The organism is Photobacterium damselae subsp. damselae, assembly GCF_038086725.1.
Lineage (GTDB): Bacteria > Pseudomonadota > Gammaproteobacteria > Enterobacterales > Vibrionaceae > Photobacterium > Photobacterium damselae.
The window spans coordinates 2,078,171-2,092,448 of the sequence record NZ_CP146970.1 but is presented as its reverse complement, the minus strand read 5'-3'; the positions used below and the strand labels follow the sequence as shown (position 1 = coordinate 2,092,448).

Annotated in this window: 12 protein-coding genes; 5 read left to right on the top strand and 7 right to left on the bottom strand. The window is 41.2% G+C overall.

Annotation, left to right across the window (positions count from 1 at the left end; all coding sequences use genetic code 11):
• Window positions 1-166 precede the first annotated feature (166 nt).
• A complete protein-coding gene (gene dcuC / locus WAX86_RS09365; RefSeq protein WP_065172297.1) occupies window positions 167-1,534 on the bottom strand; it encodes an anaerobic C4-dicarboxylate transporter DcuC in 1,368 nt (455 codons plus the stop codon).
• A 322-nt stretch (window positions 1,535-1,856) separates the two neighbouring features.
• Window positions 1,857-2,732 carry a LysR family transcriptional regulator gene (locus tag WAX86_RS09360; protein ID WP_044175947.1) on the bottom strand — a complete coding sequence of 292 codons (876 nt, stop codon included), beginning with the start codon at window positions 2,730-2,732 and terminating at the stop codon, window positions 1,857-1,859.
• A gap of 107 nt (window positions 2,733-2,839) precedes the next feature.
• Here WAX86_RS09360 and WAX86_RS09355 point away from each other — a divergent pair, with 107 nt between their 5' ends.
• On the top strand, window positions 2,840-4,048 hold the full coding sequence (locus tag WAX86_RS09355; RefSeq protein ID WP_341488696.1) for an MFS transporter: 1,209 nt from the start codon (window positions 2,840-2,842) through the stop codon (window positions 4,046-4,048).
• 84 nt (window positions 4,049-4,132) lie between these two features.
• Here the strand turns inward: WAX86_RS09355 and glpC are convergent, their stop codons facing one another.
• The 3 genes from glpC to glpA are packed head-to-tail and all read right to left on the bottom strand — an operon-like array spanning window position 4,133 to window position 8,321.
• A complete protein-coding gene (glpC, locus tag WAX86_RS09350) occupies window positions 4,133-5,344 on the bottom strand; it encodes an anaerobic glycerol-3-phosphate dehydrogenase subunit GlpC (RefSeq protein WP_005298671.1) in 1,212 nt (403 codons plus the stop codon).
• On the bottom strand, window positions 5,341-6,663 hold the full coding sequence (gene glpB, locus WAX86_RS09345; RefSeq protein WP_341488695.1) for a glycerol-3-phosphate dehydrogenase subunit GlpB: 1,323 nt from the start codon (window positions 6,661-6,663) through the stop codon (window positions 5,341-5,343). Before glpB ends, glpC begins: the two co-directional genes overlap by 4 nt.
• Window positions 6,660-8,321: an anaerobic glycerol-3-phosphate dehydrogenase subunit A gene (gene glpA, locus WAX86_RS09340; protein ID WP_044175938.1), complete on the bottom strand. Its 1,662-nt coding sequence runs from the start codon at window positions 8,319-8,321 to the stop codon at window positions 6,660-6,662. The genes glpB and glpA overlap by 4 nt, the downstream gene beginning before the upstream one ends.
• A 262-nt stretch (window positions 8,322-8,583) precedes the next feature.
• On the opposite strand from glpA, the gene WAX86_RS09335 reads away from it, so the two are divergent.
• Window positions 8,584-8,859, top strand: coding sequence for a DUF1496 domain-containing protein (locus WAX86_RS09335; RefSeq protein WP_065172300.1), 276 nt, complete (start codon window positions 8,584-8,586; stop codon window positions 8,857-8,859).
• An 88-nt stretch (window positions 8,860-8,947) separates the two neighbouring features.
• Here the strand turns inward: WAX86_RS09335 and WAX86_RS09330 are convergent, their stop codons facing one another.
• On the bottom strand, window positions 8,948-9,502 hold the full coding sequence (locus tag WAX86_RS09330; protein ID WP_341488694.1) for a hypothetical protein: 555 nt from the start codon (window positions 9,500-9,502) through the stop codon (window positions 8,948-8,950).
• A gap of 141 nt (window positions 9,503-9,643) precedes the next feature.
• Here WAX86_RS09330 and WAX86_RS09325 point away from each other — a divergent pair, with 141 nt between their 5' ends.
• Window positions 9,644-10,318 carry a hypothetical protein gene (locus WAX86_RS09325; RefSeq protein ID WP_341488693.1) on the top strand — a complete coding sequence of 225 codons (675 nt, stop codon included), beginning with the start codon at window positions 9,644-9,646 and terminating at the stop codon, window positions 10,316-10,318.
• A 145-nt stretch (window positions 10,319-10,463) separates the two neighbouring features.
• Window positions 10,464-10,652 (top strand): DUF4250 domain-containing protein, encoded by a 189-nt coding sequence (locus WAX86_RS09320; protein ID WP_005298680.1) that lies wholly within the window; start codon window positions 10,464-10,466, stop codon window positions 10,650-10,652.
• 59 nt (window positions 10,653-10,711) lie between these two features.
• Here WAX86_RS09320 and WAX86_RS09315 read toward each other — a convergent pair whose 3' ends face one another.
• The gene (locus WAX86_RS09315; RefSeq protein ID WP_341488692.1) at window positions 10,712-11,635 is read right to left on the bottom strand and encodes a LysR substrate-binding domain-containing protein; all 924 of its coding nucleotides are present in this window, start codon (window positions 11,633-11,635) and stop codon (window positions 10,712-10,714) included.
• Window positions 11,636-11,849: 214 nt separating this feature from the next.
• Here WAX86_RS09315 and metE point away from each other — a divergent pair, with 214 nt between their 5' ends.
• Window positions 11,850-14,159 carry a 5-methyltetrahydropteroyltriglutamate--homocysteine S-methyltransferase gene (gene metE, locus WAX86_RS09310; RefSeq protein WP_341488691.1) on the top strand — a complete coding sequence of 770 codons (2,310 nt, stop codon included), beginning with the start codon at window positions 11,850-11,852 and terminating at the stop codon, window positions 14,157-14,159.
• Window positions 14,160-14,278: the final 119 nt, after the last annotated feature.

Sequence of the window (14,278 nt, the reverse complement as noted above, 5' to 3'; positions counted from 1 at the left end):
CTTGCCTATCCGATTACTCGATCTCTGTTTATCTATTATTCGAACGTTATCCTAGCATTTACCTTTTCAAATTATTGGATGTATCTTTTTGTATTTTCAGATAAACAAAACCCCATGATGCGAAACACCATGGGGTTAATGATTTGCTTTGGTTTTAAACTAAAACTTAAGCGTACATAGGTACCAGAACCATAGTACCGACGATAACAGTAATTAGACCTGCGATAACCGGAACAACAGTACGCTTAACCACATCAAATGGGCTGATTTGTGCCATACCTGATGTTGCAACGATAACACCAGATACTGGTGAAATAGTACGACCTAAGTTAGACGCTTGTAGCATTGGGATAATTAGGAAGGCAGGGCTTAGACCTAGCTTACCTGCTAGCTGTGGTGCAAGCTCTACAAACGCGTAGAATGGTGCATTACCTGAACCGGTTGCAATTGCTGCTGCAACTGTTAATGCTGTTAGAAGTAGCATTAGAGCAACACCGCCAGCGCCCGCTTCGTCTGCAAGATGCAGTAGGTTATCGATAGCACCGACTGACATTAGACCTTGAGCAAACACACCTGCGGCAACTAATAGCATTACCACGCCTTTAAACGCATCACCCATACCGCCGTAGCACGATTCAAGATTTTCTAAAGTTAGCTTTCCATCTAAACGGTTTGTCGCATAATCGACTAAAGCACCGATGGTGATGGATAAAACAACGATAGTGTAGATATCTAGTTTTAAGCCAGGGATAGTTTCACCGTTGAAAACAAAAACACCGATGATTGGTAGGAAAGGTAAGATAGCGTAGTAGCTTGGTGCCTTCACTTCCATATGAGAAATGTCTACTTTCTCCATTGGGGTGTTGTTTTTCTTATCCAGATACTTGTTCCAGAAAAATGCAGCTACTGCCATAACGATGATGGCACAGATAGAGACAGGAAGAACGGTTTCTACCGCAAATACATGCAGAGGTAGACCCGATTTTTCAGCTGCAACGACAACGTCACCAGATGTTGGCGATAAAATGATTGCCGCTGGTGAAGCACACACAGCTGCCGCCGCAGGGCGAGAAATACCCATTGCTGTCATCATTGGGAATAGGGTCGCCATTAATAGCACACCAAGACCTGTTGCAGAACTTACCGCAAGAGACATTAGACAGGCAACAATGTATGCCGCAACTAATAAGATGTAAGGTGATTTGATAAACGACAGTGGTTTAGAAAATTGTTTTACAACGACGTTGTTGGCACCAATGTGAGTCATATAGCTTGCAAAACCACATAGCAACATGATCTGTAAGCCTAGGCCGCCCCCACGGTATTGAAGCATGTATTTCACATACTCAAGAGAATCGGTAAATAGATTACCTGTTGATGTTACCTTTGCTGGTAGGATAGTGTGACCTAATATACCTGCAATAATAAGCAGTGAAATACCGGCAGTTAATAGCACACCAGCTGCTTTGTATCCCTTCACAATGAAATAGCCTACGGCAATGGTGATTGCCAGACCAATCAATAATTCCAACATGGGAATGTCCTCATTTAAACCACTGTTACAAACAAAAAAAGCAATATTGTGAACCAATAATGCAAAAATTTTACAAATTATGTATTGGGCAATGTAGCGAAAAAAATTGCCTGTAACGATACCTATCTGCAAAAGTTATGATCTGAGACAGAAATTATTTTGTGATGTTAAATTAGTGCTACAGACATGAAAAGACTTCAAAAATGAGCTGTAAATATAAAATTAAGGTTATTATTCTCGCCAATTGTTATAAAAAACTAACAAGATAATAAAATTGTTGCTTATGACTGCTAACGTATTGTGATGTAAATGAAATTAATTCTTATTTTTGACAATGTTGTTTAACAAAGTCCATAAAAGTTCTTTCGGCGAGTGAAAGATAGCCTGTTTTACGCCAAGCCATTGCGATATCAAGATAAACCGGTGTAGCAAAAGGTACCGCAGTCACTCCAGATTCATGCTCTGTTACAAGCTCTAGTAAGGCCGATACAGCAAAATCATGACGAACGATGTTTAAGATCATCGGTAATAAATTGGTCTCAAATGAGATCTTTGGCTCAAGTTGATAGTCGCTACATACTCGATCAATAAATTCACGGTGGAAATATCCGGTTTTAAACATCACCATCTCTTGTTGAAAAAAATCATCAAAATTAACCTGCTTCTGTCGAGCGAAAGGGTGCTCTGGGCTAACAACGGCCACCATTTGTGAAGTGAGTAGATGTTCAACATTAAGAGAGTCGGGCACATTTTCATTGATAATAACCCCAAGATCGAGTTCACCATCTACCAACATTTTTCGAATTGATTGAGTACCAGCCTCGACCATGGTCAACTTTAAGTTTGGATAACGGCTTTTAAACCCCATTAAGATTTGAGGGAAAAAGTAAGATCCCAGCATACTCGGTACACCTAAACGAACTTCTCCTTTTTCTAATCCTCGTAGCTCTGCCATGGCAATATTGGCATCTTTTAACTGCTGAAGAATGATCTTTGCGTGTTGCAGTAACACTTCACCTTCATGAGTTAGAGTAATTTTTCGCTCGTTACGATGAAATAAGTCGAGTTCAAGCTGCTGTTCTAATTTCTTAATCGCAACGCTGAGTGCGGGTTGAGCAATATGAAGCTTTTCTGCGGCTTTGGTAAAATTACCCGCTTCAGCAAGAGCATGGAAATAGGTGAGCAGTCGAGTATCCATTGGCTATAATCTTTGTTTATAGAAGTTATAGTTATTATATATTTTAACTATCGAGAGTAAATTGCTACTTTTATCGCAGATATCATTTCTTTAATAGGCTATATGCGATGATTGAGAAAAATACTCCCGTATACCGACGAGCGAGCTTTGCCTTGGCATTTGGCTCTTTTCTTGTGTTTTGTAACCTCTACCTTTTTCAGCCCATGCTTCCGGTAATGGCGCAGCATTTTGCAGTGAGCGAAACACAAATAAACTGGTTACTTGCCGGAGGAACGCTCATGTTAGCTATTACGCTTGTTCCTTGGGCGGTGGGATCTGAAATCATTGGTCGCCGAAAAGTGATGATGATAAGTCTCTTTTTATTGCCAGTTATTGGGGTTGCGATGGTGTTTGCCTGCAATCTCTTTTGGCTGACAATTGCTCGGGCTTTAATGGGCGCGGCACTTGCGGGATTTGCTGCGGTTGCGGTGGCTTATATGGCAGAAGAGTTTACGCCAACTGCTTTGATGCTTGCTGTCGGAAGTTATATCAGTGCTAACTCACTAGGGGGTATTTCTGGTCGTTTATACGGTGGCTTTATGACTGAGCATTTCGGTTGGCATGCTGCCGTGATTGGTATGGCAATATTTAGCTTATTTGGCGCGTTATTAGTAAATTATTTACTGCCACAGCAACAGCATTTTGTCGCCAAAAAAGGTCAATTAAAACAGCATACGCAAGCGGCTATTTTCCATCTACGCCAACCTAAATTGTGGTTCGCTATGATTCTTGGCGGAATTAACTTTGCTCTATTTGTTAACCTCTATTCCGTGATGGGGTTCCGTCTGGTTGCTCCACCTTATAATTTACCCGTAAGTTACGCTTCAATGATTTTTCTCTGTTATTTAACAGGTACGGTAACAGCACGTTTAAGTGGTCGCTGGGCTGAAAAATTTGGTTCTATTTCGGGTATGGCACTCGGTATTACTATCAGTATGCTGGGTATGTGGGTTGCACTGATTGATTCTATCTATGCAATGTTAATTGCCTTGCTATTGATCAGCTCCGGCGCATTTTTAACGCACTCATTGGCTTATGCTTGGGTTAGTCATAAGGCGACCGACGCCAAAGCAACGGCAACTGCACTGTATTTAGTTCACTATTATGTTGGTGGCAGCTTAGGTGGATTTTTCTTAATTTATTGCTGGCAACACGGTGCATGGCTTGGTGTTGTTACTGGTGGCTCAGTTTTATATTTATTGGCTTATGTTATTTGCTGGTGGTTACATCGCTCTCATACTTCCCAAGTTAATCAATCGGTTGCTACTGCGAAATAAAAAAACGCAGCACTAATCGGGGGGAAGTGCTGCGTTAAGATCAATAATAGAGGAAGTGTTAATTATTGTTATAAGCTTAATAAATTAATCAGCTAAAGCCATCGCTAATAAAGAGATCGGATGGATGGTTTCTAGCTGTGTGTTCTCTTCAATTTGCCACTTACATGTTTCACAATCGGTAATTGCAAAATCGGCATCCGCAGCTTTGATTTGTTCAAATAAGTCGTGACCTATCTTCATTGAAGTGTCGTAGTTTTCAGTCTTAAAGCCGTAAGTTCCGGCAAGACCACAGCATTGACTATCAAGCACTTGAAGTTCTAGCCCAGGGATCATTTTAAGCAGTTCGATGGTGTATAAGGTTCCACCCATACGCTCAAGGTGACATGGCGTGTGATAAACCACTTTTTTATTAATTGGCTTCATTTTTGGCATATTGCCGTTCATGAACTCTTTCAATAAAAACTTCGTCACATACTCAATTTTGTTGGCTACTTTGCTGTTATCAACCTTTAATACATGAGGATATTCTTCGCGTAATGTAAAGGCACAAGTGGAAGAGGTTGAGACGATAGTTGAATCATACTGCTCAATGGCTTGTTCAAAGTTTTTAACATTAAGACGAGCGTTTTTCTTCGCTTTATCAAAGAATCCATTAGCAATTAGAGGTACGCCGCAGCATTTCTCTTTACCCATCAACTGGACGCCTAATCCCATTGCATTCATCACTTTGACAAAATCTTTACCTTGGTCTGGGTTGTTATAATTTACATAGCAACCGTGGAAATAGTGTACGTGACGAGTAAAGTTTTGCTGCTCTTGACCGTGTTTTTTATACCAGCCACGGAAAGTACCGTGAGAGTATTTCGGTAAGCTTTTATGGTCATGTACACCAATGGTTTTATGCATGATGGTTTTGACCGGTTTTGATCCTGTTACTGCATTAATAACCGGCGCAAAAGGTGTTGCAACAGTACCCATTAAATCGGTGTGACTTAAGACAAAATCACGAATTGTTTTAATGTTCAGATCCATTTTGGCATGCTGATCACGAGCTGAAGCAATCAGATCACCAATTTTCACACCCGATGGGCAGGCGGTTTCACAGCGCTTGCAGTTGGTACATAACTTTAGGGTTTCATCATAAAAATCAGGGCTTTTAATACGTAAGCGTTCGCCATCAGGTCCACACTGTTTTGGGCCCGGATATTGAGGATTGGCTTTAGCAACAGGGCAGTAGACGGTACATACTGTACATTTAATACATTGGTCGAAACTGGTGTCTTTTAGTAGGCTCATGCTGTTGCCCCTTCTACTTGTTGCTCTGTTTGCTGGTGTTGCTTGATAATTTGTTCTGCGACATAAAAACCGGTACTGATGGCTACGCCACTGCCACAGCCTTGGAATACCGGATCATAATGGGCCATAAGTGCTCCGGCACAATAGAGGTTTTCTATCGTTTGACCTTGAATACTTGGTTGTAACTGGGTATTAGATTCAATACCAATGGCCATAAATGGATGTGCTTGCTTGGCAAAAAACTGTTTTTGATACCAGTGATCGCGGTGCGAGTTTTCTGCCATATCTAAGTTGAAAATAGGCTCTTCGATATGCGTTCTATGAGCGGTCATTCCTTTACTGAAGAAACTGCCCGTTGCAATTAGGTAGTGCTCTGCTTGAAGAGGCATATCCCAATGGTTACGAGTAAAAATATGTTTTAAACGGCCGTGTTCGAAGACGCCTTGCTTAACTTCATCACCTACTAAGATCAAACCACCTAATGATTTGAAATAGGCCTTCATCGCTTCTTCTATACGAATACCCAATAATGATGGCGGCATGGTTGGTAGTTCACAAATGTTGTAGCCTGTTAGCTCCTCTAGACGCTTAATCACTTTTGCGCCATCGCCATTGCCAAACACAGCAGGAACCACAACAAGATCTGCGCGACCAACTCGAATTTTCATATCATCAGCAAAGACCTTTAATTTAGCTTCATCTTTGAGTACTCGGCCAATATCGATGGAACGAAATTCACAAGGATTACGCTGCATTTTGGCAAAATCGGGTAGTTCAACTGCGGCGGTTATGATCTCAACATGGTTAAATTGAGGCAGTTTGCGAAGATTATCTGCCGCCAATTCTGGTTGAAAATCACGGAATCCATCCATGGTCACTAAAGCAAGGCGCTGAATACCTTTACTCAAATTGTGCAGAGGGAAGGGGTGTACAGTTTGTTGTGATAACCAAGTTGCACGAAATGTTCCCATTGGCGTTAAACGTAAGTGGTTGGTGAAATCTGCTTGATGGCTAAGTTCAATACCACGTTTTGCCATGGTGTGTTGATACCACTCAAGAGCACGTTTCACAACATCTGAACCCAGTTTACTGTAGGGATGATTTGGGCTTTGCTGTGCCAGTTCAGTAAAGGCATCAAACGGTTTTTCAACTAATTGACCATCGGGTAAACGGCTAAGTAAATCAATTGATCCTGATGAAAAGTGAAGGGCACTTTGGCCTGCTGCAACAACGGCGGTTTTTAAGCCAGCTTCAGCACAACGAATCGCACCACTTAATCCAGCAACGCCGCCGCCAATTACTAAAGTATCAAATTTCATAATGCGGCCTCGTCTGTGTATTGCTGTGGTTGTGGGCTTTGTTCATCGGTTTGTGGGATATCGCTAACACCAAATAAGCCTTCATAAATCCAATAGGTAAATTCGCCTTCGCGTAGGGCATCACCCCAGAAAACAGGTTTGATCCCTTTCCAGCGCTCTTCTAAGAAATGTTGTAATAATTGACTTGCTTGGGTACCTGTTGCATCGCCATATTCGGCAAAAAGACCTGCGGCACGGTAAGAGCATAACTCGCCCTGACAAGGACCCATACCAACCCGAGTTCGACGACGTAGATCAACCAGGTTATGAACATCTAGCTCTTTGATTGCGTATTCCACTTCGCCACTGGTCACCATTTCACATTCACAGATAACCGCTTGGCTTTTCTTCTCTTCTTTGAGGAATTTTGCTGCGCGTTCACCATGACGGTAATACGCTGATTGGTAGACGGGTTTAGCAAGGCTTGCGGTATGTTTAATGTTATCTGATGCCTGCTCAGAACCAGGAAGCGGTTTCTCGTGGGTAATACAAGGCATCGTATTGCCCAGTTTTTTCGCAACAAGATCGGTCGTCCATTCTGCCATCATACGATAAGTCATAAGCTTACCGCCGGTAATGGTGATAAATCCGTCCATACCATCGCGTTCATGGTGATCAAGAAGAACAATACCTCGACTGATGTTTCGACCGCTGGTATCGCCATCTACGGCAACAAGTGGACGAACACCGGCATAGGCTCGAAGGACGCGGGTATTGGCCATAATTGGCGCAAGTTTAGTGCCTTCTTCAAGTAAGATATCAATCTCTTTACTGGTGACATGAAGATCATCAATTTTGTCATAATCAATACGTTCAGAAGTGGTACCAATAAGAGAGATGGTATCACCTGGCACCAAAATATCGGCATCGGATGGTTTACGACAGCGGTTGATCACCAAATTGTTAATACGGTAATCCAGGATCAACAGAGATCCTTTGGCAGGGAACATTTTGATATTAAGATCGGCATACTCACAAATTTGTTGGCCCCAGATCCCTGCGGCATTGACTACCTGTTGTGCACGTATCTCAAAGTGTTCGCCTGTTTTTAAATTTAGGCAATTAACTCCTTTTACCGTTTGTCCATCACGAATGAGGCTAGTTACCATAGTGTGGTTAAATAATCGAGCACCATGCTCAACCGCATCAATTACGTTTGACGCTGCTAATCGGAATGGATCTAAGGTGCCATCTGGAACTTTGACTGCACCAATTAGGTTAGGGTTACAGTTTGGCTCAAGACGTAGGGCTTCTTGAGGGGTTAATTGTTCTACGTCAATATCGGCTTGCTGACACGATGTAATAAATTGTTTTTGGAAATCGAGATCATCATCAGGCAAAGAGATAAAGAGGCCTTGTGTATCTTCAACACAGTGACGGGCTATTTTTTTCAGGATTCGGTTTTCGACAATACACTCACGAGCAGATTCACTGTCTGTTACCGCATAGCGAGCACCAGAATGAAGTAGGCCGTGATTTCGACCGGTTGTACCAGAGGCGAGATCATCCTTTTCGATAAGTATGCAGTTGATGCCACGTAGTGCACAGTCACGCATAATGCCTGTACCTGTTGCGCCACCACCAATAATTACGACGTCTGTTTCAAACCAACTAGTCATGTTCGTTTTCGCTTATTGTTGTTTTTTTGCTCACACAGAACCGCATGGATTCCTTTCTTGTGGCTAAATATGCCATTTTTTATGGGGGTATTATTTGATCGGCACCTCAAAATGCGCGAACGAACATTATTTAATGAACGAAAACGCAAAAACTTTGAACTTGAGCGTATTACTTTTATCGCGAATGCTGTTTATTTTAATTTGAAACTGTATATTCTTTATTCATCATAGGCATAGATAGTTCGCTGTAAGGAGTCACTATATGAATAAGAAGTTAATTGGACTGTTTGCTCTGCTTTGTTCTGGCGTTGTATCGGCTGCGACCTACTCAACACCAGTAAAACCTGTGGTTGTGGTTAATGATGGCTTATTAGGACAGCGAGTTTGCTATTACGATGGGAAATCGTTCTCTCTTGGTTCAATTCTGCAGGTGGGTAAGCATTATATGATCTGTAAAGAAGCCTTTGATTATGAATCGAATGGCAATTTGCGTTGGTATCCACTAAATGAAGATAAGGCATCATCAAGTAAGAAATAGCGGATATACCCAAGTGATTCTCGCTAAATGATGTTGTCTGAATAGACTTGGGTATATAAGGCGTTAAGGGGAAAAGAAATTAGTACCGTTATTTTTTGAGCACCAGTTGATTGTTATCTAAAACATAAACTTGAGATTTGGCAACATCAGCAGGTAGGGCATAAGGCGTGTTTTCGCCGTGGGTTTTGTAATCGATCTGGATCGTGACAGGATCGGTTTTAAGTATATTGATCTTTTCAACGGCAATTCGATCGCCAATAAACACATTTGCAACATTATTGAGTTTGTTGGCATTTTCTTTAAATAAAGCTAAATAATAGAAAGATCCGCTACCTGAATTGGTCACGATAAAGGTTGAGGCTAGGTAATTATTGCTTTGTTTAATCTGATTGGTGTCTAGATAAATAGTGCTGTTATCTCCTTCATCTTCTCCTTGGTAATGACCAACAAGATAAGGTTGTTGCTGCAATTTCTCTATTGCATCTAAGTGAATGGTTGATTGAGTATCTGGCACCATGACTTGCCAATGTTGAGGATGCTTAACTAACTGAGTTAAGGGTTCTGACTCGTTGTTTTTCGCCCCAACATAAAGACTTCCTACACCTAAAATAATTGCGGTTGTTAATAAAGCCCATTTTTTCATGACTGATCCTCGTTGTTTACGTTGTATACTCAGCTACTTGATGTTACTTGGGTATATTAAGGATAGGACAAGATTCGATATTTTTAGTTTCTTCTGTTATTGAGTATACTTTGTGCCATTCTCTGTTTAGATTCTATTATTATGGCAACGGGTTACCTAACATTTCTTATTCCTGCACTGCTAGGTGCACAACTGGTATTTTCTCTTGTTTTAACCAAAGGGGAAATTTGTCCTGGACAACGTGGACGAGTACATAAAACCCTTCCGGTATTGCTGCTTGGTTGGATTATTGCAACGATTGCTCAACCTTTTGCTGTTCTTCCTTTTTTAGCGTTAGCTTTTTTTACAGTAAAAGTAAAAACCGGTAAAACACGTGATGCGGGACCAATTAAAGCCCTTTATGGTGCCGATGTTCTTGCCGCTTTTTGTTGGCTTTTACTTCTTCCATCAATGACATTAGCGCAAACTGGATTAAGTCTTGTTTCTATTGTGCTATTTGGTGCTTTAGTCGGTCACTTATTGTTGACACAAGCGCGTACTCGATTACAAGCTTTTCATAAGATTCTGCCTTTTGCGGGTTTTGTGAGTGGTATCTTGGCTGTTTTGTGCTTATGTGCCCATATGATGACATTGAGTGAGCAACAAATAAGCCAATTAACGGGATCATTTATTGCTGCATTGGTATTGCTGGTAGCTGGTCTTTTAGTATGGGTTGGTCATATTCTGCTACATAAAACGGTGAATAAGTGGCAGTTGTTGGTAGCTCTTGCTCTTTTGATTCTTTCTGGTGCCGTTCAGCTTAATTTATTTTATTGATTTTTAGCGTTAAAACTTAGCGCCCAAGTTCTGTAAACATTGAGCCTTGTCGATTTGTGATATCGGTGAGGCTTTTTTTGGTCTCTTTATTGTTATAGCGACTATTCTTAATAAGGTGGTTACCTATTTTAGGGTTGGAGGTTATATGGAGATCAATAACTTACTAGGTATGGATGGTAACATTGTTATCGGTATTGTTAATGAAAGACTGCGTTTAGAATGTTGCAGTATGGATGAGCTTGTTAGCCGTTATGAGCTTGATCAAGATGAATTAACAGAAAAAATGGCACAAATGGGGTATCAATACGATCCTCTTACCAATCAATTTCGCTAAAAGTGTTATTCGCAATATCATCACATTGGTAAACCGCAACCTCAATATACGAGCCTAGGCTATTTGTGTATTGAGGTTGTTTTTATATCGGCTAAATGGTGCTGACACTGTTCTTTAGCGGTAGCAAAGAAGGCTTGTAAATAAGGCTTTTTCTTATCTGCTTCTCTTACTGCGGCAAATAAACGTCGCCATAGTCCTTGCTCTAACGGTTTACTGTTAATCAATCCTTGCTTGGCAAAATCATCTACAGCCCAGTTTGGTAGAGCGGCAACTCCTAAGTTTGCTGAAACCATTTGAATCAACATTAAAGTATTATCTGCTTGTTTCCATTGCCGTGGCTCGATGTGGGCAGGCTGTAGAAAATGTTTAACGAGATCAAGGCGCTTTTTCTGCACTGGATAACTGATTATGGTTTGAGATTGCAGATCTTGCGGTGTTATCGACGTTAGTTTGGCAAGAGGTGAGTGATTCGCAACAATTAATCGCATTTCAAAATCAAAGAGTGGCTCGTAGTGAATATCGCTGCGAGTTTGAATATCAGATGTGATCACAAGATCTAACTCGCCTGATGCCAATGCTGATATGGGTTCAAAACTAAAGCCAGAAGAAAAATCGAGGCCGACATTTGACCAATGGCGCTGATATTCTTTTAAAGCCGGCATGAGCCATTGAAAACATGAATGGCACTCAATAGCCATATGTAAACGACCCGAATTACTTTGCTGTAGATCTGAGATATCCGTTTCTGCTTGAAAGATTTTTGGGATGATCTCATCGGCTAAAGTTAATAAGCAGTGGCCCTCTTGCGTAAATTTCACTGGGCGAGTTTTTCGTAAAAAAAGTTGGCAACCGAGTCTTAATTCAAGATCTTTGATTTGATGAGATAGAGCCGATTGAGTGAGACACAGTGTATTTGCAGTGGCACTCAATGAGCCAGTTTCTCGTAATGTTGTTAGGGTTTTGAGGTGTTTGAGTTCAATCATACAACAACGATCCTTGTTATTTTATGAGTCATTAGATATTCACTGTAACGTGTAACTATGGAGCTGTAAACATCTAGACGTCTATAATGTCAATGTTAGTAAGTTGAGTAAATTTCATAATCTACTTCAATTCTTTGTGATTGTTATCACTTCTTGCTTCCCGCAAGGTAAAGGCTAATCAGAACGTAATGGAATAACGTAAAGGGATTGCACGATGACAATAAACAAAACAAAAACGCATATTTTAGGATTTCCGCGTATTGGTAAAAAACGTGAGTTGAAGTTTGCGCTAGAGAAATATTGGCGCCAAGAGATATCTCAATCTGAATTGCTGGATGTTGGCAGTAAAATTCGAATTGAGAACTGGCAACTGCAACAGCAAACGGGATTAGACTTTGCGACTGTTGGTGATTTTGCTTGGTATGATCATGTACTTGGAACCAGTCTTTTGCTTGGTCACATACCAAAGCGCCACCAACACTGTTTTCCTACCTTAGATACGTTATTTGGTATTGCTCGTGGTAAAACGGCAACCGGTTGTGGCTGTGCTGCGGGTGATATGACCAAGTGGTTTAATACAAATTATCACTATATTGTGCCCGAATTTAGTGCAGATGATCGTTTTACTGTGAGTTGGCCACAACTATTTGAAGAAGTGGCTCAAGCTCAAGCTGCGGGGCATCAAGTAAAGCCCGTTTTATTAGGGCCGCTGTCTTATCTTTGGCTAGGAACAGAAAAAGATGAGGATCCTAATTTTGACCGTCTTTCATTACTGCCAAGGCTTATTGCTGCGTATCAACATATTCTGAGTAAATTAAAAGCGTTGGGGGTTGAGTGGGTTCAAATTGATGAGCCAATACTGTCGTTAGAGTTACCTACCAATTGGATTCATTCATTTAAGTTAACTTATCAGATGCTTCATGGTTACAGTAAATTGTTGCTGGCCACTTACTTTGATGATGTTACCTCGCAGTTAGATAAAATAGTCGAATTGAATGTTGATGGAATTCATATCGATGCGGTCAGTTCGCCGAGTCAATTGAGTCAGGTTGCTAATGCAATTCCAAATCATTGGGTGCTCTCTGCTGGTGTGATTAATGGCAGAAATGTTTGGCGGGCAGATTTAGCATCTTGGTTGGAAGTGTTAGCCCCGATTAAAGCCTTGCTAGGAGAACGCTTGTGGTTAGCCAGTTCTTGTTCTCTGCTGCATAGTCCAATTGAGTTATCACAAGAGAGTAAACTTAATCCTGAGGTAAAACAGTGGTTTGCCTTTGCTCATGAAAAATGTCATGAACTATCTTTACTGGCAAGAGCTCTGGATGGAGAAGACGAAGCTGAAGTACAGTGCAGAACATACAGCGAAGTGATTCACTCGCGCCAGAAAAATACTAAAGTCAATAATAGTGAAGTACAACAGCGAGTGAATAACACTGATTTTTCTAATAGTTCGCGAACTGTGAGTTTTAGCCAACGAAAAGTATTGCAACAGAATAAATTACAACTGCCGCTGTATCCGACAACGACCATAGGTTCTTTTCCTCAAACCGGTGAGATCCGCACTCAACGTCGAGACTTTAAAGCGGGTCGCCTGGATAAAACAAGTTACGATGCGGCAATGAAAGCACAGATAAGAGATGCAATAGCAAGACAAGAACGTCTCGGTTTAGATGTGCTGGTTCATGGCGAAGCAGAGCGTAATGATATGGTCGAGTATTTTGCTGAACATTTGGCTGGTTTTGTCTCTACTCAGTTTGGATGGGTTCAAAGTTATGGTTCGCGTTGTGTGAAGCCTGCGATTGTGGTGTCTGATATTTATCGTTCTCAGCCGATTACGTTAGAGTGGGCGAGTTATACTCAGTCTCTTACTGATAAACCCGTGAAAGGCATGCTTACCGGGCCGGTAACGATTTTAGCTTGGACTTTCCCAAGAGAAGATATTTCAAAACAAGAGATTGCAAATCAAATTGCATTGGCTTTACGAGATGAAGTAGACGATTTGCAACAGCAGGGTATTGCGATTATCCAGATTGATGAGCCTGCTCTACGCGAAGGGTTACCGTTAAAAGAATCACAGTGGGAAGCGTATTTAACTTGGGCGGTGAATGCATTTAAGGTAGCTGCAGGTAGTGCTAAGCCAGAGACTCAGATTCATACACATATGTGTTACAGCGAGTTTAATCATATTATTTCTGCTGTGGCGGATCTTGATGCCGATGTGATTACGATTGAAACTTCTCGCTCTGATATGGCATTGCTGGGTGCTTTTGAAGCGTTTAATTACCCAAATGATATTGGACCGGGAGTGTATGATATTCATTCCCCCAATATTCCCAGTAAACAAGCAATTATTGATCTGTTAACCAAAGCGGAGCGATGGATTGAACCACAAAAATTATGGGTAAATCCTGACTGTGGTTTAAAAACACGAAACTGGCAGGAGTGTGAGGCCGCCCTTGAAGTGTTAGTTGATGCTGCCAAAGAATTACGACTGCGAAATCACCAAACAATGTTGCATACCACATAACATTGCTTACCGTATAACAAACAAAAACCGAGTAGGTAAACCTAATCATTGATTCGGTGGCTACTCGGTTTGTTATTTTTTACTCTATTTTTCTGCTCTCTCTATGCTTACTCGCTTTT

Excerpts from the sequence above, each read along its gene's own strand:
- dcuC (WP_065172297.1), bottom strand. The coding sequence starts at position 1,534 with ATGTTGGAATTATTGATTGGTCTGGCAATCACCATTGCCGTAGGCTAT.
- WAX86_RS09360 (WP_044175947.1), bottom strand. The coding sequence starts at position 2,732 with ATGGATACTCGACTGCTCACCTATTTCCATGCTCTTGCTGAAGCGGGT.
- WAX86_RS09355 (WP_341488696.1), top strand. The coding sequence starts at position 2,840 with ATGATTGAGAAAAATACTCCCGTATACCGACGAGCGAGCTTTGCCTTG.
- glpC (WP_005298671.1), bottom strand. The coding sequence starts at position 5,344 with ATGAGCCTACTAAAAGACACCAGTTTCGACCAATGTATTAAATGTACA.
- glpB (WP_341488695.1), bottom strand. The coding sequence starts at position 6,663 with ATGAAATTTGATACTTTAGTAATTGGCGGCGGCGTTGCTGGATTAAGT.
- glpA (WP_044175938.1), bottom strand. The coding sequence starts at position 8,321 with ATGACTAGTTGGTTTGAAACAGACGTCGTAATTATTGGTGGTGGCGCA.
- WAX86_RS09335 (WP_065172300.1), top strand. The coding sequence starts at position 8,584 with ATGAATAAGAAGTTAATTGGACTGTTTGCTCTGCTTTGTTCTGGCGTT.
- WAX86_RS09330 (WP_341488694.1), bottom strand. The coding sequence starts at position 9,502 with ATGAAAAAATGGGCTTTATTAACAACCGCAATTATTTTAGGTGTAGGA.
- WAX86_RS09325 (WP_341488693.1), top strand. The coding sequence starts at position 9,644 with ATGGCAACGGGTTACCTAACATTTCTTATTCCTGCACTGCTAGGTGCA.
- WAX86_RS09320 (WP_005298680.1), top strand. The coding sequence starts at position 10,464 with ATGGAGATCAATAACTTACTAGGTATGGATGGTAACATTGTTATCGGT.
- WAX86_RS09315 (WP_341488692.1), bottom strand. The coding sequence starts at position 11,635 with ATGATTGAACTCAAACACCTCAAAACCCTAACAACATTACGAGAAACT.
- metE (WP_341488691.1), top strand. The coding sequence starts at position 11,850 with ATGACAATAAACAAAACAAAAACGCATATTTTAGGATTTCCGCGTATT.